The organism is Methylobacterium sp. E-012, from assembly GCF_057836545.1.
On record NZ_JBYQEY010000001.1, the window covers coordinates 4699420 to 4721614 of the forward strand.

The following is a 22195-nucleotide window of genomic DNA, read 5'->3' on the forward strand; positions in this document are numbered from 1 at the left end:
CGAGGCTGCCGTACGTATCGTGAACGCCTGGTTTCACCAAGGGACGATCGATGCCTGCGGACACGCCGATCAGCCGCTTCCCGGTGCCGAATCTCTCCGACATGCCGGAGGATCTGCGCGCCCGGATCGCCCTCGTGCAGGAGAAGGCGGGCTTCGTGCCCAACATCTTCCTGGCGCTCGCCCATCGTCCGGACGAGTTCCGCGCCTTCATGGCCTATCACGACGCGCTGATGGACCGGCCCGGCGGCCTCACCAAGGCCGAGCGCGAGATGATCGTGGTGGCCACCAGCGCGGCCAACGATTGCCTTTACTGCGTCGTGGCCCACGGGGCGATCCTGCGGGTCCGGACCAAGGACGCGCGGATCGCCGACCAGATCGCGATCAACTATGCCAAGGCCGAGATCACGCCGCGGCAGCGGGCGATGCTCGACTTCGCCATCAAGGTCGCGACGGCCGCGCAGACCATCGACGCGCAGGACCATGCCGCGCTCGCCGGGCACGGGTTCAGCCAGGACGACATCTGGGACATCGCGGCGATCACCGCCCTGTTCGCCCTGTCGAACCGGATCGCCAGCGTGGCGGATCTGCGCCCGAACGCCGAGTTCTACGGGATGGGCCGCTGAACCCGGCCGATCACCGGCGGCCCAGCAGGATGATCGCCGTCCCGGCGAGGCAGAGTGCGCCGCCCGCGAGGTCCCATCGATCCGGCCGCTGGCCCTCCGCCAGCCACAGCCACAGGACCGAGGCGGCCACGTAGACCCCGCCATAGGCCGCGAAGGCGCGCCCCGCCGCCGGGCTGTCCACCCGGGTCAGCAGGACGGCGAAGGCCGCGAGCGCGGCCAGGCCCGGCAGCGCCCACCAGGCGGACCGTCCGAGCCGGAGCCAGGACCAGAACGCGAAGCATCCGGCGATTTCCGCGAGGGCGGCGCCGGCATAGGTGAGGAACGTCATGATCGGGGCTTGGCACAGGGCTCGGGGCGCGGCGAGCGCCGTGACGTCGGGCGGGGATCGCAGCGCGCGTTAAGCGTCCGGCAAGGGGGAACCGGTCGATTGGACCCATGAGCGCCGATGCCACCACCGACGACCTCCTGCTGATCCCGGGCGATACGCGCCTGCGCGCCGTCGTTCTGGCCTGGATCGACGGGCTGGCGCGCGAGCGGCGGATGTCGCCCAATACCGTCGAGGCCTATGAGCGCGACCTGCGCCAGTTCCTCCGCCACCTCGCGACGCGCCAGGGTACGCCGACGATCCCGATGCTCCTGGCCCTGAAGGTGCGCGACCTCCGCGCCTTCATGGCCGCGCGCCGGGCCGACGCGGTCTCGGGGCGCTCGTTGATGCGGATGCTCGCCGGCCTGCGGTCCTTCGGGCGCTACCTCGAACGCGAGGGGTACGGCACGGTCTCGGCGCTGGGCGGCGTGCGTTCGCCCAAGGTGCCGCGCCGGCTGCCGCGTCCCCTGCCGGTCGCCGCCGCGGTGGCGCTCACCGGGACGGAGATCCGTGCCGGTGAGGAGCGCGAGCCCTGGGTTCTGGCGCGGGACGCTGCCGTGCTGGCGCTCCTCTACGGTGCGGGTCTGCGCATCTCCGAGGCCCTCGGCCTCACGCGTCGGGACGCGCCGCTGCCGGGCACCGATCAAGTCACCGTGCTCGGCAAGGGCGGCAAGGAGCGCATGGTGCCGATCCTGCCCGTGGTCGCGCAGGCCGTGGCCGATTATCTCGCCGCCTGCCCGCTGCCCCTGGCGCCGGACGGGCCGCTGTTCGTCGGCGCCCGGGGCGGCCCGCTGTCGCCGCGGATCATCCAATATGCCGTCGCCCGCGCCCGGGGCGCCCTCGGCCTGCCCGACAGCGCCACACCGCACGCCCTGCGGCACTCCTTCGCCACGCATCTCCTCGCCCGCCAGGGGGAGCTGCGCGCCATCCAGGAACTCCTCGGTCACGCCTCCCTCTCGACCACGCAGCTCTACACCCAGGTCGACGCGGCCCGGCTGATGAGTGCCTACGCGGCGGCTCATCCGAGGGCCGGCCGCTCACATAGATTATTATAGGCAAGGAATTCCGAGCCACTTTTGGTCTGAATTGACAGCTTATCCGTTCGAACGAGTGAACAGTCGATTTCTTTAAGAGCTTTGTCACCATCTGCAGCCACTCTGACGGATACGGACTGGGATGGCTTGGACGGACGTCATGGAGCTTGAGGGGGGGCTGACGCCCGCACGGGTCGTGATCGCGGATTGTGACGCGGGTCGCCGTGCGGCACTCTGCAACGTCGTGCGCCGCTTCGATCCCGCCGCCGTGATCGACGAGGCGACCTCGGGGCAGGCACTCTGCGACATCCTGCTCCGGCACCGCCCGACACTCGCCTTCGTCGGCCTCGAGTTGGAGGATCTGAGCGGACCTGAGGCGGTCGCTGTGGCGCGGCGGGCGGGCGCGGAGCCGCCCTGCCTGGTGCTGGTCGCGAATCGCGTGCTGGCGCAATGGCAGGAGATCGCCACAAGCCTCGGCGCCTACGAGGTCCTGAAGACGCCCCTGGACCCGAGCCATATCGAGCAGCTGCTTCACGCGGATGCCCACCGCCGTACGCCGACGCGGGCGCTGCTCGCCTGCTCGACGCCGGCCGGGCGCTCGGCCATCAGCCGCGTGGTCGCCCGGAGCGGGTTCGCCATCACCCTCGACGAGACGGATGACGGCCGCCATGCCCTCAAGCAGCTGAAGCTCGCGGCCTACGATTTCGCCTTCATCGACGTGAAGCTCGCCGGCATCGACGGGCTCGAACTCGCCTGCCAGATCCAGCCGCTCGGTCTCGCGACGCGGATCACCCTGCTGACCACCTCCGAGCCGGAATCGGTCGCGCAGGCCGGCCGTTACTTCGGCGTCGATGCCGTGCTGCGGATGCCGTTCTACGCCCGCGACATCGACCTCGCCCTGCACAACGCCCTCGGCCTGCGCCGGCCGTATCTCCTCAACGCCCTGACCGCGCCGCCTGCGCCGAGCGCATTGCTGCGGATCGCGGATCTGCCGAATCCCCGGCGCAAGATCGCCTGAACGGGCCGACACAGCAGGACGGGGCGGGGCAGTATTCACCCGTGCGCGGACCGCGTTCGCGCAGTGTCGGTGGATGAGCCGCGCACCACGCGCCGCTCGCCTCCCCTCCCCGCAAGGGAGGGGGGAGGCGCGAGCCCGGTCTCGACCGATCTGGCCCTCGCCCGTTCCCGGGGAATCCCGGGTGACGAACGCCCGCTCAGACGTGGATCGCGCGCTTGTTCACCGCGAGCGCGGCTTCCTTCACCGCCTCGGTGAGCGTCGGGTGCGCGTGGCAGGTCCGGGCGATATCCTCCGAGGAGGCGCCGAACTCCATCGCCACCGCGACCTCGGCGATCAGGTTGCCGGCATCGGCGCCGACGATGTGGACCCCGAGCACCCGGTCGGTCTGGGCATCGGCCAGTACCTTCACGAAGCCCTCCGTCGTGCCGTTCGCCTTGGCGCGGCCGTTGGCCGTGAACGGGAATTTGCCGGCGTTGTAGGCGATGCCGTCCTTCTTCAGCTCCTCCTCGGTCTTGCCCACCGAGGCCACCTCCGGGAACGTGTAGACCACGTTGGGGATCACCCCGTAATTGACGTGGCCGGACTGGCCGGCCAGCATTTCCGCGATGGCGACCCCCTCGTCCTCGGCCTTGTGGGCGAGCATCGGTCCGGCGATCACGTCGCCGATCGCGTAGATGCCGGTGACGTTGGTGGCGTAATGGGCATCCGTGAGGATCCGGCCCTTCTCGTCCCGCTGGACGCCGACCGTTTCGAGGCCGAGACCCTCGGTGTAGGGCACCCGGCCGATCGCCACGAGGACCACGTCCGCCTGCAGCGTCTCGGCCGTGCCGCCCGCGGCCGGCTCGACGGTGACGCCCACGCCCTTCCTGCCGACCTCGACGCCGGTCACCTTGGTGGAGAGCCGGAAGTCGATGCCCTGCTTGGTCAGAATCCGCTGGAACTGCTTGCCGACCTCGCCGTCCATGCCCGGCAGCACCCGGTCAAGATACTCGACCACGGTGACCTCCGAGCCGAGCCGGCGCCAGACCGAGCCCAGCTCCAGCCCGATCACCCCGGCGCCGATCACCAGAAGCTTCTTCGGCACCCGGTCCAGCTCCAGGGCGCCCGTGGAAGAGACCACGACCTTCTCGTCGATGGTCACGCCCGGCAGCCGCGTCACGTCCGAGCCGGTGGCGATGACGATGCTCTTGGTCTCGAGCATCTGGTTGCCGCCATCCTCGGACACCACCTCGACCCGGCCGGCGCCGGCGATCCGGCCGGTGCCGTGGAAGGTGTCGACCTTGTTCTTCTTCAGCAGGAACTCGACGCCCTTGGTGTTCCCGGCCACGCCCTCGGCTTTGAAGGCCATCATCTTCTTGAGATCGAGCTTCACGCCGCTGACCTCGATGCCGAGATCGGGGAAATGCTTGCTCGCCTCCTCGAAAGCCTCGGAGGCGTGGAGCAGCGCCTTGGACGGGATGCAACCGACATTGAGGCAGGTGCCACCGTGGGTCGCGCGCTTCTCGACCACGGCGGTGCGCAGGCCGAGTTGGGCCGCGCGGATCGCGCAGACGTAGCCGCCCGGGCCGGTGCCGATGACGACGAGATCGTAGGACATGTGCGTTCGCTTCCGCTCGGTCGTGCCGCGTCAGGACGGGCAGGGAATGTCAGGTCGGGATCAGCGGCCGCCGCCGATGTCGAGGATGGCGCCCGTGGTGTAGGCGGCCTCCTCCGAGAGCAGCCACGCGATCGGCGCGGCCACCTCCTCGGCGGTGCCGGCCCGGCCCATCGGCACGCCCGGGCCGAGGCGCGCCACCCGGTCGGGCTCGCCGCCGCTGGCGTGGATGTCGGTGGCGATGATGCCGGGCGCGACCGCGTTCACGCGGATGCCCTCCCCGGCCACCTCCCGGGCGAGCCCGATCGTCAGCGAGTCGATGGCCCCCTTGGAGGCGGCGTAGTCCACGAACTGGCCGGGGCCGCCGAGCCGCGCCGCCACCGAGGACAGGTTGACGATGGCGCCTCCGGCCCCGCCGCGCCTGGTCGACATCCGCCGCACCGCCTCGCGGGCGCACAGGAAGCTGCCGACCACGTTGGTCTGCATCATCCGCTGCAGCCGGGCCGCGCTCATGTCGGCAACATCCGACTTCACGTCGACCACGCCGGCGTTGTTGACGAGCGCGGCGAGCCGGCCGAGGCCGTCGGCGGCCTGGAACAGGGCGATCACGTCGGCCTCGCTGCCGACATCGCCGCGCACCGCCAGCGCTTGGCCGCCTCTTGCGGTGATCGCCTCCACCACCGCCTGGGCCGCGGCGGCATCCGCCACGTAGCTCAGGCAGACCGCGTAGCCGCGCTCCGCCAGGAGCAGCGACACCGCCCGCCCGATGCCGCGGCTGCCGCCGGTGACGATGGCGACCTTTGGTCCGTTCATCGGCTCACTCATGCGGCTGCAACGCGTCGCGTCTCGAACCGGCTCGCCAGTTCCTCCACGATCTGGGTCTCGATCCGGATCCGCGTCGCGTCGGGACAGAAATCAATTTCCTCGCCCTCGACATCGAGGTTCCAGCCGAAGGTCCAGCCGTGCTCACCGACCGCAACCGTCCGGAAATACGCTTCGTCCTTCAGCGGCGCGAAGACGGGTCCGTCGGCGATCAGATCCGACAGGTCGACGATGCCTCCGAGACCGTCGTCGAACGTGATACGGAGTGTCGGGTAGTCCAGAGCCTCCACGGTGGCGATCCGATGTGTCGTCACGCGATCATCCCTCCGCTGTAGCGTCCGGCCCGGATCTCTCGCCAGATGTAGGCGACTTCTTCGCGGTTGGCACCCAGCCACGTCTGGATCGTCTTGAGTTTCGCGCGCGGCAGCTTCCCGCTGAGGACTTCTCCCGTGGCGATCGAAAGCTTGGCTTCTTGGCCGGCGAACAGCGCGTGCCGATGCGGAGGAAGATGATCGTTGAGAAATATCACGATCCGAACGCCCTCGACGATCGGGATGGTCGGCATCGATCAGCCTTCTTCCGATCGATGCCGCGATCGCGGTTGCGCCCTTACAGATCCAGAACGAGCCGGGCCGGATCCTCCAGTGCTTCCTTCACCCGCACCAGGAAGGTCACGGCCTCCTTACCGTCGACGATGCGATGGTCGTACGACAGGGCGAGGTACATCATCGGCCGCGCCTCGATCTTGCCGGCGCGGACCACCGGGCGCTCCTCGATGCGGTGCATGCCGAGGATGCCCGATTGCGGGGCGTTGAGGATCGGGGTCGACATCAGCGAGCCGTAGATGCCGCCGTTGGTGATCGTGAAGGTGCCGCCCTGCATGTCCTCGATGGAGAGCTTGCCGTCCCGGGCCTTCTTGCCGAAGCCGGAGATCGTCTTCTCGATCCCGGCGATGGACAGGTCGTCGGCGTTCCGCACCACCGGCACGACCAGGCCCTTATCGGTCCCGACCGCGATGCCGATGTGGTAGTAGTTCTTGTAGACGAGATCCTGCCCGTCAATCTCGGCATTGACCGCCGGCACGTCCCTGAGGGCGCCGATCACCGCCTTGGTGAAGAAGCCCATGAAGCCGAGCTTTGTGCCGTGCTTCTTCTCGAAGATGTCCTTGTACTGGCTGCGCATCGCCATCACGGCCGACATGTCGACGTCGTTGAACGTCGTCAGCATCGCCGCCGTGTCCTGGGCGTCCTTGAGCCGGCGCGCGATGGTCTGGCGCAGCTTCGTCATGCGCACGCGCTCCTCGCGCGACGCATCGTCCGGCGCTGAGGGCGCACGCGGCAGGGCCGGGCGGGCCTCCTTGGCGGGGGCGGCCGGGGCCGGACCCTTGGCCAGGGCGCCGAGCATGTCGCCCTTCGTGACGCGGCCGTCCTTGCCCGAACCGTTCACGCCCGACGGGTCGACACCCGACTCGCGGGCGAGCTTGGCCACCGCCGGGCCGTTGTCGCCCGCCGGGCGCTGCTGGGCCGCGGGGGACGCCGCGGCGCCGTGGTTGCCGTAGCCGGCCGACGATTCCTGCGCCGGAGCCTCGGCCTTGCCCGAGTCGGCCTTGCCCAGGTCGGCCTTCGGGGCCTCGCTCCGGCTCTCCGCCTTGGTCTCGGCGACCGCTTTCGGGGCCGCCGGCTTTTTGCCGCCACCGGCCGCTGCGCCGGCCTCGACGATCGAGCCGAGCAGGGCGCCGGGCTCCACGGTCTCGCCGTCCTTGGCCAGGATCTCGCCGAGCTGGCCCGCCGCCGGGGCGTTGACCTCCAGGGTGACCTTGTCGGTCTCAAGTTCCACGATCGGCTCGTCGGCCGCGACCGTGTCGCCGGGCTTCTTGAACCAGCGGCCGATCGTGGCCTCGCTCACGGATTCGCCGAGCGTCGGGACGAGGATGTCGGTAGCCATGTCGTTTCGCACTTCCGGATCGGTTGGGCCGTGCCGGACGGCCTGGAGAATGAGGCGGCGGCCCGGAGGGGTCGCCGCCGGGTCCCGAACGATCAGACCGCCAGGGCCTCGTTGAGGAAGGCCTGGAGCTGCGCCTGGTGCTTCGACATCTGGCCCACCGCGGTGGAGGCCGAGGCCGGGCGGCCGACGTAGCGGGCGCGCTTCACCGCGGAGCCGGCCTGGCCAAGCACCCATTCAAGGTAGGGCTCGACGAAGGCCCAGGCGCCCATGTTCTTGGGCTCCTCCTGGCACCAGATGACGTCCGCGTTGCGGAAGCGGCCCATCTCGGTGGCCAGCGCCTTGAGCGGGAACGGGTAGAGCTGCTCGACGCGCATCAGGTAGATGTCGTTGAGGCCGCGCTTCTCCCGCTCCTCCAGCAGGTCGTAATAAACCTTGCCGGAGCACAGCACGACGCGGCGGATCTTGTCGTCGCGCACGAGCTTGTTGGGAGCGCCCTCCTCCTCGGCATCGTCCCAGAGGACCCGGTGGAAGGTCGAGCCCTCCGCCAGGCGATCCAGCGTCGAGACGGCGCGCTTGTGGCGCAGCAGGGACTTCGGGGTCATCAGGATCAGCGGCTTACGGAAGTCCCGCTTCAGCTGGCGGCGCAGGATGTGGAAGTAGTTCGCCGGGGTTGTGACGTTGGCGACCTGCATGTTGTCCTCGGCGCAGGCCTGCAGGTAGCGCTCCAGACGGGCGGAGGAGTGTTCGGGCCCCTGTCCCTCGTAGCCGTGCGGCAGCAGCAGCACGAGGCCGGACATGCGCAGCCACTTACGCTCGCCGCTGGCGATGAACTGGTCGATCACCACCTGGGCACCGTTGGCGAAGTCGCCGAACTGCGCCTCCCACAGGACCAGGGCGTTCGGCTCGGCCAGGGAGTAGCCGTACTCGAAGCCCAGCACCGCCTCCTCGGAGAGCATCGAGTTGATGATCTCGATGGAGGCCTGGCCCTCGCGGATGCCGTTGAGCGGCGTGTAGCGCTGCTCGTTCTCCTGATCGATCACCACCGCGTGGCGCTGCGAGAAGGTGCCGCGCTCGACATCCTGGCCGGACAGCCGGACCCGGTTGCCGTCGAGCAGCGTCGCCCCGAAGGCCAGGGCCTCCGCGGTCGCCCAATCGAGGCCGGTTCCGGTCTCCACCGACTTGGCGCGGTTGTCCATGAACCGCTGGATCGTGCGGTGCAGATGAAAGCCGGGGGGGACCTGCGTGATCCTGCGGCCGATCTCCTGCAGGGTCTCGGCCGGCACGGCGGTGCGGCCCCGGCGGGGATCGTCCACGTCCTCGTGCACGGCCTTGACGCCGGACCAGCGGCCGTCGAGCCAATCGGCCTTATTCGCCTTGTAGTTGTTGGCGACGTCCAGCTCGGTGTCGAGGAGCTGCCGGAACTCGGACTTGCGGGCGTCGAGCGCCTCCTGGGTGACGGAGTCGTTCTCGACCAGCCGGCGGCCGTAATTTTCCAGCACCGACGGATGCTTGCGGATCCGCTGGTACATCTTCGGTTGGGTAAAGGCCGGCTCGTCGCCCTCGTTGTGGCCGAAGCGGCGGTAGCACAGCATGTCGATCACGACCGGCTTGCCGAATTTCTGCCGGTACTCGACCGCGACCTTCGCGGCGAATGTGACGGCCTCCGGATCGTCGCCGTTGCAGTGGAAGATCGGCGCCTCGACCATCTTGGCGACGTCGGACGGATAGGGCGACGAGCGCGAGAACCGCGGATCGGTGGTGAAGCCGATCTGGTTGTTGATGATGAAGTGGATCGAGCCGCCGGTGCGGTGGCCCTTCAGCCCCGACAGGCCCAGGCACTCGGCCACCACGCCCTGGCCGGCGAAGGCGGCGTCGCCGTGGATCAGGAGCGGCAGCACCGTGCGGCGCTCGATATGGGGCTTGGCCCACTGGTCCTGCTTGGCGCGCACCTTCCCGAGCACCACGGGATCGACGATCTCCAGGTGCGACGGGTTGGCGGTCAGCGAGAGGTGGACGTTGTTGCCGTCGAAGGCGCGGTCCGAGGAGGCGCCCAGATGGTACTTCACGTCGCCCGAGCCCTCGACCTCGGCCGGGGACGCCGAGCCGCCCTTGAACTCGTGGAAGGCCGCGCGGAACGGCTTGGCCATCACGTTGGTCAGCACGTTGAGGCGGCCGCGATGGGCCATGCCGAGCACGATCTCGCGCACCCCGAGGGCGCCGCCGCGCTTGATGATCTGCTCCATGGCGGGGATCATCGACTCGCCGCCGTCGAGCCCGAAGCGCTTGGTGCCGGTGTACTTGAGGTCCAGGAACTTTTCGAAGCCCTCGGCCTCGATCAGCTTGTTCAGGATCGCGCGACGGCCTTCCGGCGTGAAGGAAATCTCCTTGTCCTTGCCCTCGATGCGCTCCTGGATCCACGCCTTCTCGGCGGGATCGGAGATGTGCATGAACTCGACGCCGAGCGTCTGGCAGTAGGTCCGCTCCAGGATGTCGACGATCTCCCGGATCGTCCCGAACTGGAGGCCGAGCACGTTGTCGAGGAAGATCGGGCGATCCCAATCGGTCTCTTCGCTGAATCCGTAATGCTGCGGATGCAGTTCCTCGTGGTCGCCGCGCGGCGCCAGCCCGAGGGGATCGAGCTTGGCGTGCAGGTGGCCGCGCATGCGGTAGGAGCGGATCAGCATGATCGCCCGGACCGAATCCTTGGCCGCCTGCTCGACGGAGACGCCGGTGGTCGCGGCGACGCTGTCCTGCGGCTTGCCGGGCTTCGGCTCCTTGGCGTCGCGGGCCACGATCCGGTCGCCGACCGCCTTCTCCAGGGCGCCCCAGTTGCCATCGAGCGCCGAGACCAGCTCGCCGTTGAGCGGCACCGGCCAGTTCGGCTTCTCCCAGGAGGCCCCGGCGGCGTTCTTCTCGACGAGGGTCTCGTCCTCGCCCAAGCCCTTGAAGAACGTCTGCCACTCCGGATCCACCGAGGCGGGGTTGCGGGCGTAGGCCGCCTGCAACTCCTCGATATAGGCGGCGTTGGCGCCGTAGAGGAACGAGGTTTCGAGGAGCGCTTCGTTCACGTCCTGGCGTGCCATGGTCCGTCCATCCTGTCGCGCGGGCAGCGTCCCTGCCCTCCCGGCTCTCCGTCAGCGGCGCGGATCGCCTCAAACCGAAACGGGGCGGGAAACCGCCCCGCTGTGTCGCACTCGGTATCTCCCATATGGGAGGCGCGGCCCTGCGAGGGCCGCAACGCAGGCGCGCGGCCTCAGCCCTTCAGAACCTCGACCAGGGTCGAGCCCAGCCGGGCGGGCGACGGCGAGACGCGGATGCCCGCCGCCTCCATGGCGGCGATCTTGTCCTCGGCGCCGCCCTTGCCACCCGAGATGATCGCGCCGGCATGGCCCATGCGCCGGCCCGGAGGCGCCGTGCGGCCGGCGATGAAGCCGACCATCGGCTTGCTGCGCCCGCGCTTGGCCTCGTCACGCAGGAACTGCGCCGCCTCCTCCTCGGCCGAGCCGCCGATCTCGCCGATCATCACGATCGACTCTGTCTTCGGATCGGCCAGGAACAGCTCCAGCACGTCGATGAACTCGGTGCCCTTCACCGGATCGCCGCCGATGCCGACCGCCGTGGTCTGGCCGAGGCCGGCATTCGTGGTCTGGAACACCGCCTCGTAGGTCAGCGTGCCCGAGCGCGAGACGATGCCGACCGAGCCCGGCCGGAAGATGTTGGCCGGCATGATGCCGATCTTCGATTCGCCCGCCGTGACGATGCCGGGGCAGTTCGGCCCGACGAGGCGCGACTTCGAGCCGGTCAGCGCCCGCTTGACCCGCACCATGTCGAGCACCGGAATGCCCTCCGTGATGCAGACGATCAGTGGGATCTCGGCGCTGATCGCCTCGCAGATCGCGTCGGCGGCGCCCGGCGGCGGCACGTAGACCACCGAGGCGTCGGCGCCCGTGGCCTCGCGGGCCTCGGCCACCGTGTCGAACACCGGCAGGCCGAGATGGGTCGAGCCGCCTTTGCCGGGGCTGGTGCCGCCGACCATCTTGGTCCCGTAACTGAGGGCCTGCTCGGAATGGAAGGTCCCGTTCTTGCCGGTGAAGCCCTGGCAGATGACCTTGGTGTTGGCGTCGATCATCACCGACATGGTCAGGCTCCCTTCACGGCGGCGACGATCTTCTGCGCGGCGTCGTCGAGGTCGTCCGCCGGGATCACGTTCAGGCCGGAGTTCCGGATGATCGCCTTGCCCTCCTCGACGTTGGTGCCTTCGAGGCGCACCACCAGCGGCACCTGAAGGCCCACCGCCTTCACGGCCGCGATCACACCGTTGGCGATCACGTCGCACTTCATGATCCCGCCGAAGATGTTGACGAGGATCCCCTTCACCTGCGGATCGGCGGTGATGATCTTGAACGCCGCCGTGACCTTCTCCTCCGAGGCGCCGCCGCCGACATCCAGGAAGTTCGCCGGGCTCTCGCCATAGAGCTTGATGATGTCGAGCGTCGCCATGGCCAGCCCGGCGCCGTTGACCATGCAGCCGATCGTGCCGTCCAGTGCGATGTAGGCGAGGTCGTATTTCGACGCCTCGATCTCCTTGGCGTCCTCCTCGGTCTCATCCCGCAGCGCGACGATGTCGGCGTGCTTGTAGAGCGCGTTCGAGTCGAACGAGATCTTGGCGTCGAGGCACTTCAGGTGGCCGTCGGCGGTGAGCACCAGCGGATTGATCTCCAGCATGCTCATGTCCTTGGACACGAACGCCACGTAGAGTTTTTCCGTCAGCGAGGCCGCTTCCTTGGCCTGGGCGCCGGTGAGGCCCAGCGCCTTGGCGACCGCGCGGCCGTGATGGGGCATGACGCCGGTGGCCGGATCGATGGCGATCGTGTGGATCTTCTCCGGCGTGTCGTGGGCGACCGCCTCGATATCCATCCCGCCCTCGGTGGAGACCACGAAGGCGACGCCGCCGGTGACGCGGTCGACCAGCATCGAGAGGTAGAATTCCTCGGCGATCTGCGCGCCTTCCTCGATGTAGAGGCGGTTGACCTGCTTGCCGGCCGGGCCGGTCTGGATCGTCACCAGGGTCTGGCCGAGCATCTCGCCGGCATATTGCTTGACCTCGTCGATCGACTTGGTGACGCGCACCCCGCCCTTGGCGCCCTCGGGGGCGCCCTTGAACGTGCCCTTGCCGCGCCCGCCCGCGTGGATCTGGCTCTTCACCACCCAGACCGGGCCGCCGAGTTCCTTGGCGGCGGCCTCGGCCTCCGACGGATTGAAGATCGGCACGCCGCGGGAGACGGGCAGGCCGAACTCCTTCAGCACGGCCTTGGCCTGGTATTCGTGGATGTTCATCGGGACCTCGTGGGGGAGGAGCGAATAGGGAATAGCGAGTAGCGAATAGTTCGAGTGGAGCGAGCAGACCGCCGGGGCCCTATTCGCTACTCCCTGTTCGCTATTCGCTCAGAACTACGCCAGCGACCCGTCGACGCCCTTGCAGGCCTCGATCAGGCCGGTCACCGAGGCGACGGACTTGTCGAACATCGCTTTCTCGGCCGGGTCGAAGGTCACCTCCAGGACGCGCTCGACGCCACCGGCGCCGATCACGATCGGCACGCCGATGAACATGCCCTTCACGCCGTACTGGCCGTCGAGATAGGCCGCGCAGGGCAGGACCCGCTTCTTGTCGCGCAGGTAGCTCTCGGCCATGGCGATGGCGGAGGCGGCCGGCGCGTAGAAGGCCGAGCCGGTCTTGAGCAGGTTGACGATCTCGCCGCCGCCCTTGCGGGTCCGGTCGACCATGGCGTCGAGCTTCTCCTGGGTGGTCCAGCCGAGCTTGACGAGATCGGTCAGCGGCACGCCCGCGACCGTGGAGTAGCGGGTAAGCGGGACCATGTCGTCGCCGTGGCCGCCGAGCACGAAGGCGGTGACGTCCTCCACCGAGACCTTGAACTCTTCCGCGAGGAAATGGCGGAAGCGGGCCGAGTCGAGCACGCCGGCCATGCCGACGATCTTGTTGGTGGGCAGGCCCGAGAACTTCTGCAGCGCCCAGACCATCGCGTCGAGGGGGTTGGTGATGCAGATCACGAAGGCGTCCGGGGCGTAGCTTTTGATGCCCTCGCCCACGGCTTGCATCACCTTGAGGTTGATGCCGATCAGGTCGTCGCGGCTCATGCCGGGCTTGCGCGGCACGCCCGCGGTGACGATCACCACGTCGGCGCCCTTGATGGCCGCATAGTCGCTGGCGCCCGCGTAGCTGGCATCGAAGCCCTCGACCGGGGCCGCCTCGGCGATGTCGAGCGCCTTGCCCTGCGGCACGCCGTCGACGATGTCGAACAGCACGACGTCGCCGAGATCCTTCAGGCCTGCGAGAAGAGCCAGGGTGCCGCCGATCTGGCCGGCCCCGATGAGCGCGATCTTGTTGCGAGCCATGTCGGATTCGTCTCCGCTGCGTGTCGAGTTCGGTGATCTTCCGCGCGAGGCCCGGACCGCCCGTCCGCCAGGGAACGGGGCCGGATTCGCCGCTCTGAAATCTGCGCGGCTGTGTGGCCGAAAAGCACCGGCGCTTCAACCCGATGCGGGGCGTGCGGGAGGCCTATCAGGCGGGCGAGCCGCCCGGGGATGTCCCCGGCCGGCGCGACGAAACCTCAACGTCGCGAAGGTTTTAGGTGCAGTGCACACTGGCCGTGAGGGTGCGCGAAGCGTGAATGACAGATCCAAAGGGCTGTCATTTCAGCGGTTGCCCCGGCGCGGTTCCAACGAGGGCCCGGCGCAGACGCGAAGGGCCCGGACGCGTCGTCCGGGCCCTTCAGCCGTGTCGGAACTCCGCCGTTGGCGTCAGAGAATGCCGGAGCGCAGCACCCGCTGGATCGCATGGATCACCGCGCCGAACCGCGCCTCGATCAGGTCGCGGGGCACTTCGGCATCGTGCTGGATCGCCAGGGGGTGGGTGAAGCGGTAGCTGGCGTCGAAGATGTAGGCGATCGCCCGCTCCCGGTCGCGGGCCGAGAAGATCCCCGAGGTGATCCCCTCCTCGACCACGCGCTCCACCAGGCTGCGCAGGCGCACGCGGTGCCGTCGAGCGATGGGCCGGGCCGACACGGTGGCGTCGAGATGGACGGCGAAGAGGTTCGGCTCGTCGACCAGCGCGTCCCGCTGGACCGTGGCCAAAGCCGTGAGCAGGCGCTCGATCTTGTCGTCGGCGGGGTCGGGCGCGTCGGCGATGCCGGCGAGCCGCGCCTCGACTTCGCGGAGCCATCGGCCCGCCACCGCGTCGAGGAGCGCGTCCTTCGACGGGAAGTAGCGGTAGACGTTGGCGTGGGTCATGCCCGCCTCGGCGGCCACGGCCACGACGGTCACGCGTTTGGGGCCAAGCCGTGAGAGGTGCTCGGTGGCGATGCCCAGGAGCCGCACGTCGGCCGCGACCGGCGCGCGGGGGCGGGTTCCCGGAGTCGCGTCGGCACCCTCCCGAAGGGGGCCGGACTCGGCGACATCGGCGACGGAGAGTTTGGCCTTGGCGCTGAGCGCCTCCTCCTTACATCCGTCCGATTCTGGCTTGAGGAATGGAAGCGGAAGGCGGGAAGTGGACAGGTGGTAGGGCGAGACGGACCCCCATCATACCGGCTGAAGCGTCCCGGCGCTTCGCGTTGACGTTACGGCTTCCCCCCGGGAGCCCGGTTACCTCAGCGGATTAAGACCGCTTAAACACACCTATGTGTCAGTTTGCCTTGAGAAGGCAACAAATTTTTCTCGTTATCACCTGCCTCAGAAGCGGTTCTTCCACGCTCTTAAAGCGACAAACACGGTTTCAGCGTCGCTTTCGGGTGGCATATCGACGGCCTTGGCGAGGGCCGGGACTGCGCTGCGCAGGAAGGGATTGGTCGCCCGCTCCGCTTCCATGGTCGACGGGACGAGGAAGCGGCCCTCCGTTTTCGCCCGCTCGGCCTCGGCGTATCGGGCCTTCAGATCCGAATTGTTCGGGTCGGCCGCCAGCGCGAAGCGGGCGTTGGCGAGTACGTAGTCGTGACCGCTGTAGACCTGCGCGTTGCCGGGCAGGTCGTCGAAGCGGCGCAGCGACCGGTAGAGGGTCTCGGGCGGGCTCTCCATGACCCGGCCGCAGCCGAGGGTGAACAGCGTGTCGCCGGCGCAGACGATGCCGGCCTCGGCGAACCAGTAGGTGACATGATCGGCGCAGTGGCCCGGCGTCTCCCAGACCCGGGCTTCGAGACTGCCGACCCGCACCGTGTCGCCCTCCCGGACGGCGACGTCCACCAGCGGGACCGCATCGCCGGCCTTGGCGGGGGCCACGACCCGGGCGCCGGTGGCCCGCTTCACCGCCGGGATGCCCTCGACGTGGTCCCCGTGCCGGTGGGTCACGAGGATGTCGGTGAGCCGCCATCCGGTCTCATCGAGGGCCTTCAGAACCGGACCGGCCTCGGGCACGTCGATCGCCGCGCAGGCCCCGGTGGCGGGGTCGCGAATCAGGACGCCGATATTGTCGCTGCGGCACAGGAAGGTGCGGATCTCGGTCTCGGCGGCCATCGGACGGGATCTCCTCGGGGCGCAAACGGTGTCGCCGTGAACAGGCGGCCGAGCGGCCGGGTTCCGTTCACGCTTGCCGCGCGCGGTCCGGGTCACCATTGAGTACGGCACCCGTTCCCGGTTCGGTAACCTGCTTCTCCATGCGTCTCGACGTCAACGGCTTGCGGGCCTTCTACGCCAGCCCCCTGGGCCGCACGACGCATCGCGTGGTCGGCCGCACGCTCCACGAGTTCCTCGGCTCGGTCTCGGGCCTGCGGGTGCTCGGGATCGGCTACGCCACGCCGTATCTGAGCCCGGTCCACTGCATCGCCGAGCGCACCCTCGCCTTCATGCCGACGAGCCAGGGTGTCGTGAACTGGCCTGCGAGCGGCCGATCCTGCACGGCGCTGGCCGATCCGACCATGATGCCGCTGCCCGAATCCGCCGTCGACCGGATCCTCCTGATCCATGCCCTGGAGGCGGTCGAGAGCCCCACGGAGCTGCTTCAGGAGGTGTGGCGCACCCTCACCCCGGGCGGGCGGATGATCCTGGTGGTGCCGAACCGGCGCGGCGTCTGGGCGCGGCGCGAGGCGACACCCTTCGGCCATGGCCAGCCCTACAGCCGCTCGCAGCTCGGGCGGCTGATGCGCGATACCCTGTTCTCGCCGGTGAGCTGGGCCGAGACGCTGTACATGCCGCCGGTGCGCTCGCGGCCGATGCTGCGCACCGGCCCGGCCTGGGAGTGGATCGGTACCAGCCTGTCCCTGCCCTTCGCCGGATTGCATGTGGTCGACGCGACGAAGCAGCTCTACCGGCCGATCACGGTGCGTCAGGTCCGGCGCGCCCGCCGCCTCGCCCCGGCCCGGGTCCTGGTCCCGGCGCCCGCCCCGGGTTGATCCCGGCGCCGCGGCGATGCGTGTCGTGGCTGTCGTCGTGGGTGGAAAGCCGGTGGCCAGCCTTCGGGCCGATGCTTTAGGAGGGCGCGCAACGCGGACGGGTCCGGATGAGCATCGATTTCACCCTCCAGCAGTTCCTGCTCGCCCTCTCGGGGCTGATCGCGATCGTGAACCCGATCGGCGGCGCCTTCATCTTCGCGCAGGTGACCAGCATCTACAGCCACGCCGAGCGGGTGCTGCTGTCGCGCCGGATCGGCGTCTACGCCGCGCTGGTGATGCTCGGCGCCCTCTGGGCCGGCACGCCGATCCTCAACTTCTTCGGCGTGACCCTGGGGGCCCTGCGCGTCGCCGGCGGCCTGGTGGTGATGTCGTCGGCCTGGACCCAGCTCAATCGGCCGGAGGCGCGGGAGGCGCGCAAGCAGGCCGAGGCGTCGGGCTCGGGGGGGCGCGGCGCGGCCGCCCCGGGGTCCCCGGCGGAGCAGGGGCCGGGCGTTCTCTCGGAGATCGCCTTCTTCCCGTTGACCCTGCCGTTCACCACCGGGCCGGGCACGATCGCGGTCGCGATCACCCTGGGGGCGAACCGGCCCGGGCCCTATGCCGAGCGCCTCGGCTTCTATCTCGGCGTGACGCTGGCGGCCCTCGTGGTCGCCGGGGCGGTGGCCCTCCTCTACGCCTCAGCCGACCGGGTGGTGGCGCTGCTCGGCCCGGCCCGCGCCCGGGTGACCGGGCGCCTGTTCGCCTTCCTGCTGCTGTGCGTCGGCACGCAGATCCTGCTCAACGGCCTCGCCGACGTGCTCGGACCGCTGCTGGCGGCGCGATGAGGCCGGGCGTCACGAGGGGCGCCTGTCAGATCACCGGCATCGTGCCGAGCCCGCCGAACAGGGCGGCGTGGCCCACGTAGTAGAGGAACAGGAAGGCCGCGAGCGCCGCGCCGTACCAGGCCGGCGCCAGGAGTACCTGCCGCACGCGCACCGGGACCCGGACATCGTCGGCGGCGATCGCCAGGAGCACCACGATGATCCCGGAATGGCCGATCGCGTCCACCTTGCCGAACTCGACGATCGCCGAGACGAAGATCGCCGCCAGGATGATGGCCGCGCTGCGCCGGACCAGGGGCGTCCAGGCCAGGGCGAAGGCCAGGGTGAACTCGATGACGCCGGCGGCCTGCATGAACAGTTCGGGGGTCGCGCCCATGGTCATCTGCGGCTTGGCGGCGAGCAGCGGCGCCGACCATTCCGGATAGGCCCACTTCTCGATGGACGCCCACATCAGGGTGATCGCGGCGGACCAGCGCACGATGTCCAGGGGGCGGATCCCGAAGGGTTTTAGGCCGAGTCCCTGCGCGATCAGGTAGGCGGCGATGCCCAGGAAGATCGGATAATCCGCGAGGTGGAAGAGCCCATATTGCGCGGTGGCGTAGCTGAACAGGAAGACGAGGCCCAGCCCGGTGATCGGCATCGTCCGGCGCCAGATCAGGCAGGCCGCCAGCGCGAGCTGAAGCCAAGGGATCCAGGCCACGTCGGTCTTCAGCTCCGGGGTCAGGATGATGCCGCCGAGGTCGAACAGCGAGACCAGGAAGAAACCCAGCGTGGCGCGGACCAGGAGCTCGGTGTCGATGCGGATCCGCGTGGTCACGCGGTCGAGGGCGTTGAGCAGGGCGCCCCCGAGGGGCGTGCCCTCGGCCAAGCATCCGAACATGAGGCAGAGAAGGGCGAGCCCGGTCAGCCACTCGAAATTCAAACAGAGCACCTGCTCGAGGCCCTGCGGCTGCCCGGCCACGTCGTAGGCGCAGAACCATTTGACATGGGCCTCGGCTGCACCCGTCGCGGCGAGGGTCAGGGGCCCCGAGAGGCCGAGGGCGCAGGCGACCGATCGCGACGTTTTTCTGGATGCTGGCATTGAGCCCTCGTCGCTGCGCAACGACACCGTGGTTACCGGACTACTTAAATATCTCCGTCGGATTTTAGCCAATGGTTTGTTAACGAATGTGAGTGGACGGTTAACGCTGTGGATTCTGCTTAGGTAGCTTCGCATTCCGCCATCGCTGCCCCGCGCGTCGGAGCGGCGGCGATGGCGCGCTCGGGGGCTCGCACCAGACCCCCCGAAGTCCCGGCGCCGGTCCGGGCTGTCCCGCTCGTCGGCTCCCCACGTGACCGCTTCATCGTGCCGGTGGCGTCCGAGGCCCGGCCATCGTCCGCCTCAGAGACGCCCCGCGACCACGGATCCGATTAAGTCCGCCCTGATCCGGGCGCTCGGCCGCGCGTCACCGCAACTTCAACATGGCTATTCGTACGATATTCAGATATTTTCTGTGCGTCAGTTCGAATTTTTGGCGAGTGAATTTTGTTTTCAGACGCTTATGTCGACCAAGTTTGAGTAATAAGCAGCAAATAAGTGCTGAGATTGATTCGTTAATGTTTAGGCTGTAGCGGGAAACAGCCTTCGGAGACGGGATCACGGAGCTCGCAGGGTATGCGGCCTCATACGGGATCTTGGCCGGACTTAAACGTTGGCGAGATGAACTTGGGCCAGATAAACTTGCGCGGGTTAAAACCTCCGGCCGGGCCGCTGTCGACAGGGGCGGAGCGATCGTGTGCACGCCGCGCGGAGGGACGCCATTTCGACGCCCGGCGCATCGCGCGGCCCGTGAAGGCCGCGCGACATCCCAATGCAGCGCCATTGCCCGGCCGGATCCCCCAGCCGGCTCCCGTCAGCGACCTCCCGGTGACCGGCATAGGGCGGCTCGTCCCTCCCCCGCCGGCCCGCGGGGCGAATCATCGAGAGCGGCGATGGCCGCCTCGGGCGCGGCCCGGGAGGCCCGCATGACCCGCTCGACCCCGCGCAGGCGGCCCGCGGGCCCGGGCGCATCGCGTAAATCCTGACATCCCCGCAGGACCGGTCCCCGGCGCCCCGGCGCGCGGAGGCCGCCCTGCCCCATCAGCAAGGAGCTATCCCATGAGCGACGATACGCAGATCAAGGTTCCGGCCTGGTACAGCCCGGACGAGATCCAGGAGATCCAGCGCGACCTTCTGGGCTCGGCGGCGAAAGTCCTGGTCCTCTGCCTGGGCGGCAAGGGCGGGGTCGGCAAGACCACCATCGCGCTTCAGGTCGCCGATCTCTGCGCCGAGGTCGGCCCGGTCCTGGCGATCGACACCGACCCGGCCAACCGGCACTTCCACACCGCGCTGATGCAGGAGACCAGCCCCGGCAGCGACAATTTCGTGCCGCGGCGGACCGGCATCTCCTGCGTCAAGCAGCGCCTGCGCGCGGAGGACAGCACCGGCCGCGTCGACCCGACCCTGTGCCAGGACATGATCGAGCACGTGATCGAGACCGCGGAGCGCTTCGTGGTGGTCGATTTCCCGGCCGGCGACACCGAGACGACCCGGCGCTGCGCCGAGATCATCGTCGAGAGCTGCCGGGAAGCGAATATCCGCCTCAGCGTCGTCGTGGCGGCCGGCGCCGTCGATCCGACCGCCCTGGAGGTTCTCAAGGAACTCCGTCCGATGCTGATCGAGTGCGACCGGGCGATCCTGGCGAAGAACACCGCGCAGGCGACCAACTTCGACTATCTCGAATCGTCGGACCTCGTGAAGGCTCTGCGCAAGCAGCCGAACTTCCGCGTCATCGAGATCGAGCGGATCGGAGAGCGCCTGATCGAGGCGCTGCGGGTGCAGCACATGACCTGGCAGTTCCTGGCGAACACGGCGCCCATGCGCCTGCGCGTGGAGGGCCGCCGCCTTCGGCGCAACTTCCATACGGCCTGGCGGGATGCGCTCCGGCCGTGACCAACCTCGAGCGGTTCTACCGGTCGGTCCACGGCCGCGATCTCCAGCCCTGGGAGCGTCAGCTCGCCGTGCGGATCGCAGCCGCCCTGAACACCACGACGGACGACGACTTCGTCGTCCACCTGCTCTTGGTGTACATGTCGACCAACGCCATCACCAACATGTACAACGAGTTGGTGGTCGCGCGGAACACGCTCGCCGAAGACAACCGGGACCTGATCCAGCAGCTCAAGGGCGATCTGCGCCGCAACAGGCTGATGGCCTACGTGCTGCTGGGTGTGGTGGGCCTCGGCCTATTCGCCGGCGCCTGGACCCTGGGGACGGTCGTGACCCTGTCCAACGGCGCCGCCGCCACGAGACGCGCCTCGCCGCCGCGCTGGAGTTCTGCGAGCAGCGGAGCCCGGGCCGCGGCCAGCGCGGATCCGAGATCGGCTGCTGAGACCCGATTCGCCGCGATGTCAGGGCGCCGGAGGGTGGGCCGCGAAGGACGCGGTCATGAGGTCCCGCTCCGTACGGGCCGACAGCGTCGCCAGGAACGCCAGGAGATCGGCCCGCTCCGTGCCGGTGAGATGGAGCGGTTTGATCGCTCGGGCGCGGCTCGGGCGTTCGATCCCGCCCCGGTCGTAGAGATCGATCACGGCTTCGAGGCTCGGTACCGAGCCGTCGTGCATGTAGGGGCCGCGCTGCCCGATCTCCCGCAGGGTCGGCGTCTTGAACGCGTATTGCAGGGCGACCGATGTCGGCTTGAAGCGTCCGCGCCCGATATCCGCCCCCGATCCGACCCCGATGTCGTGGAACGAGTTGTCGGTGAACGACCAGCCGGAATGACAGCTGGCGCAGCCGGCCCGGCCGTTGAACAGGTCGAACCCGCGCTTGGCCGGATCGCCGATCGCGTCCTCCTGGCCGGCGATCCACCGGTCGAAGGGTGTCGGGGCGGTCACGATCAGGCGCTCGAAGGTGGCGAGCACGGCCTCCAGCCGTTCGCGGGTGATCGCCGGATCCGCGAAGGCGCCGGCGAAGGCCGCCACGTAGTCCGGATCGCCGGAGAGCCGCGTCAGGGCCTCGGCCATCGGCAGGTTCATGTTGCCCGGCGCCGTGATCGGCATCGCGGAGACCGATTCGAGCGTGGGGAACTTGCCGTCCCAGCCGAGGGGCCCATCCTGCCAGGCGACATTGATGAGCGTCGGCGTGCGCAGGTCCATATCGCCCTGCTGACGCGTCGCCGCCCGGGCACGCCCATCAGCCCAGGCGAGGTCCGGGACGTGGCAGGTCGCGCAGGACCGGGTCCTGTCGCCGGACAGGATCGGGTCGAAGAACAGGCGTCGGCCGAGCTCGGCCCGGGCGGCCGTATACGGATTCTCGGCCGGGAACGGGATTTCGGTGGGCGGCCGATAGCCGTCGCGCCAGCCGGAGCGACGCGGATCGGGACCGCTGCCGCTGCCGGCCCCGACGCCGACGAACCCGAGAACCACCGCGACCGCGGCGCCGACCTTCCACGCCATCATCGACCTCTCGGGGCAAGATTAAACCGCCCTTCGTTGATGACGTATGAATCTCCGCATGAATAAATCGGCCCGGGCATTTGTTTTTGCATGAAAAACTTCGGAAC

Annotated in this window: 20 protein-coding genes; 6 read left to right on the plus strand and 14 right to left on the minus strand. The window is 68.9% G+C overall.

Annotated elements, in window-relative coordinates:
* The first annotated feature begins 50 nt into the window (after positions 1 to 50).
* The gene (locus tag AC3IF1_RS22505) at positions 51 to 623 is read left to right on the plus strand and encodes a peroxidase-related enzyme (RefSeq protein WP_489219420.1); all 573 of its coding nucleotides are present in this window, start codon (positions 51 to 53) and stop codon (positions 621 to 623) included.
* Positions 624 to 633: 10 nt separating this feature from the next.
* Here the strand turns inward: AC3IF1_RS22505 and AC3IF1_RS22510 are convergent, their stop codons facing one another.
* Positions 634 to 954: a YnfA family protein gene (locus AC3IF1_RS22510; RefSeq protein WP_489220443.1), complete on the minus strand. Its 321-nt coding sequence runs from the start codon at positions 952 to 954 to the stop codon at positions 634 to 636.
* A gap of 104 nt (positions 955 to 1058) precedes the next feature.
* Here AC3IF1_RS22510 and AC3IF1_RS22515 point away from each other — a divergent pair, with 104 nt between their 5' ends.
* Positions 1059 to 2042, plus strand: a complete 984-nt coding sequence (locus AC3IF1_RS22515; RefSeq protein ID WP_489219421.1) for a tyrosine recombinase XerC — start codon at positions 1059 to 1061, stop codon at positions 2040 to 2042.
* 121 nt (positions 2043 to 2163) lie between these two features.
* Positions 2164 to 3039: a response regulator gene (locus tag AC3IF1_RS22520; protein WP_489219423.1), complete on the plus strand. Its 876-nt coding sequence runs from the start codon at positions 2164 to 2166 to the stop codon at positions 3037 to 3039.
* Between the two features lie 196 nt (positions 3040 to 3235).
* Here AC3IF1_RS22520 and lpdA read toward each other — a convergent pair whose 3' ends face one another.
* From lpdA to gloB, 11 genes are all read right to left on the minus strand, one after another.
* The gene (gene lpdA / locus AC3IF1_RS22525) at positions 3236 to 4636 is read right to left on the minus strand and encodes a dihydrolipoyl dehydrogenase (protein ID WP_489219424.1); all 1401 of its coding nucleotides are present in this window, start codon (positions 4634 to 4636) and stop codon (positions 3236 to 3238) included.
* A gap of 60 nt (positions 4637 to 4696) precedes the next feature.
* Positions 4697 to 5446: an SDR family oxidoreductase gene (locus AC3IF1_RS22530; RefSeq protein ID WP_489219425.1), complete on the minus strand. Its 750-nt coding sequence runs from the start codon at positions 5444 to 5446 to the stop codon at positions 4697 to 4699.
* A gap of 8 nt (positions 5447 to 5454) precedes the next feature.
* Positions 5455 to 5769, minus strand: coding sequence for a DUF2442 domain-containing protein (locus AC3IF1_RS22535; protein WP_489219426.1), 315 nt, complete (start codon positions 5767 to 5769; stop codon positions 5455 to 5457).
* Positions 5766 to 6020 (minus strand): DUF4160 domain-containing protein, encoded by a 255-nt coding sequence (locus AC3IF1_RS22540; protein WP_489219427.1) that lies wholly within the window; start codon positions 6018 to 6020, stop codon positions 5766 to 5768. The genes AC3IF1_RS22535 and AC3IF1_RS22540 overlap by 4 nt, the downstream gene beginning before the upstream one ends.
* A 44-nt stretch (positions 6021 to 6064) precedes the next feature.
* Positions 6065 to 7399, minus strand: a complete 1335-nt coding sequence (gene odhB, locus AC3IF1_RS22545; RefSeq protein WP_489219428.1) for a 2-oxoglutarate dehydrogenase complex dihydrolipoyllysine-residue succinyltransferase — start codon at positions 7397 to 7399, stop codon at positions 6065 to 6067.
* Positions 7400 to 7491: 92 nt separating this feature from the next.
* The gene (locus AC3IF1_RS22550; protein WP_489219429.1) at positions 7492 to 10482 is read right to left on the minus strand and encodes a 2-oxoglutarate dehydrogenase E1 component; all 2991 of its coding nucleotides are present in this window, start codon (positions 10480 to 10482) and stop codon (positions 7492 to 7494) included.
* Positions 10483 to 10652: 170 nt separating this feature from the next.
* Entirely contained in the window at positions 10653 to 11537 is an 885-nt protein-coding gene (gene sucD / locus AC3IF1_RS22555) for a succinate--CoA ligase subunit alpha (RefSeq protein WP_243967958.1), read from the minus strand.
* A gap of 2 nt (positions 11538 to 11539) precedes the next feature.
* On the minus strand, positions 11540 to 12736 hold the full coding sequence (gene sucC / locus AC3IF1_RS22560) for an ADP-forming succinate--CoA ligase subunit beta (RefSeq protein WP_489219430.1): 1197 nt from the start codon (positions 12734 to 12736) through the stop codon (positions 11540 to 11542).
* A 114-nt stretch (positions 12737 to 12850) separates the two neighbouring features.
* Positions 12851 to 13813 carry a malate dehydrogenase gene (gene mdh / locus AC3IF1_RS22565; protein WP_489219431.1) on the minus strand — a complete coding sequence of 321 codons (963 nt, stop codon included), beginning with the start codon at positions 13811 to 13813 and terminating at the stop codon, positions 12851 to 12853.
* A gap of 405 nt (positions 13814 to 14218) precedes the next feature.
* On the minus strand, positions 14219 to 14794 hold the full coding sequence (locus AC3IF1_RS22570) for a TetR family transcriptional regulator (RefSeq protein WP_243967961.1): 576 nt from the start codon (positions 14792 to 14794) through the stop codon (positions 14219 to 14221).
* Positions 14795 to 15145: 351 nt separating this feature from the next.
* Entirely contained in the window at positions 15146 to 15922 is a 777-nt protein-coding gene (gene gloB / locus AC3IF1_RS22575) for a hydroxyacylglutathione hydrolase (protein ID WP_489219432.1), read from the minus strand.
* Between the two features lie 140 nt (positions 15923 to 16062).
* Here gloB and AC3IF1_RS22580 point away from each other — a divergent pair, with 140 nt between their 5' ends.
* Positions 16063 to 16797: a class I SAM-dependent methyltransferase gene (locus tag AC3IF1_RS22580; protein WP_243967964.1), complete on the plus strand. Its 735-nt coding sequence runs from the start codon at positions 16063 to 16065 to the stop codon at positions 16795 to 16797.
* Between the two features lie 107 nt (positions 16798 to 16904).
* Positions 16905 to 17618, plus strand: coding sequence for a MarC family protein (locus tag AC3IF1_RS22585; RefSeq protein WP_489219433.1), 714 nt, complete (start codon positions 16905 to 16907; stop codon positions 17616 to 17618).
* Between the two features lie 25 nt (positions 17619 to 17643).
* On the opposite strand, the gene AC3IF1_RS22590 is transcribed toward AC3IF1_RS22585, so the two are convergent.
* Positions 17644 to 18696, minus strand: a complete 1053-nt coding sequence (locus AC3IF1_RS22590; RefSeq protein ID WP_243967968.1) for a hypothetical protein — start codon at positions 18694 to 18696, stop codon at positions 17644 to 17646.
* Positions 18697 to 19752: 1056 nt separating this feature from the next.
* On the opposite strand from AC3IF1_RS22590, the gene AC3IF1_RS22595 reads away from it, so the two are divergent.
* Positions 19753 to 20586 carry a nucleotide-binding protein gene (locus AC3IF1_RS22595; protein ID WP_489219435.1) on the plus strand — a complete coding sequence of 278 codons (834 nt, stop codon included), beginning with the start codon at positions 19753 to 19755 and terminating at the stop codon, positions 20584 to 20586.
* A gap of 458 nt (positions 20587 to 21044) precedes the next feature.
* On the opposite strand, the gene AC3IF1_RS22600 is transcribed toward AC3IF1_RS22595, so the two are convergent.
* Complete coding sequence (locus AC3IF1_RS22600; protein WP_489220444.1) at positions 21045 to 22088, minus strand: cytochrome-c peroxidase; 1044 nt, start codon at positions 22086 to 22088, stop codon at positions 21045 to 21047.
* Positions 22089 to 22195 lie beyond the last annotated feature (107 nt).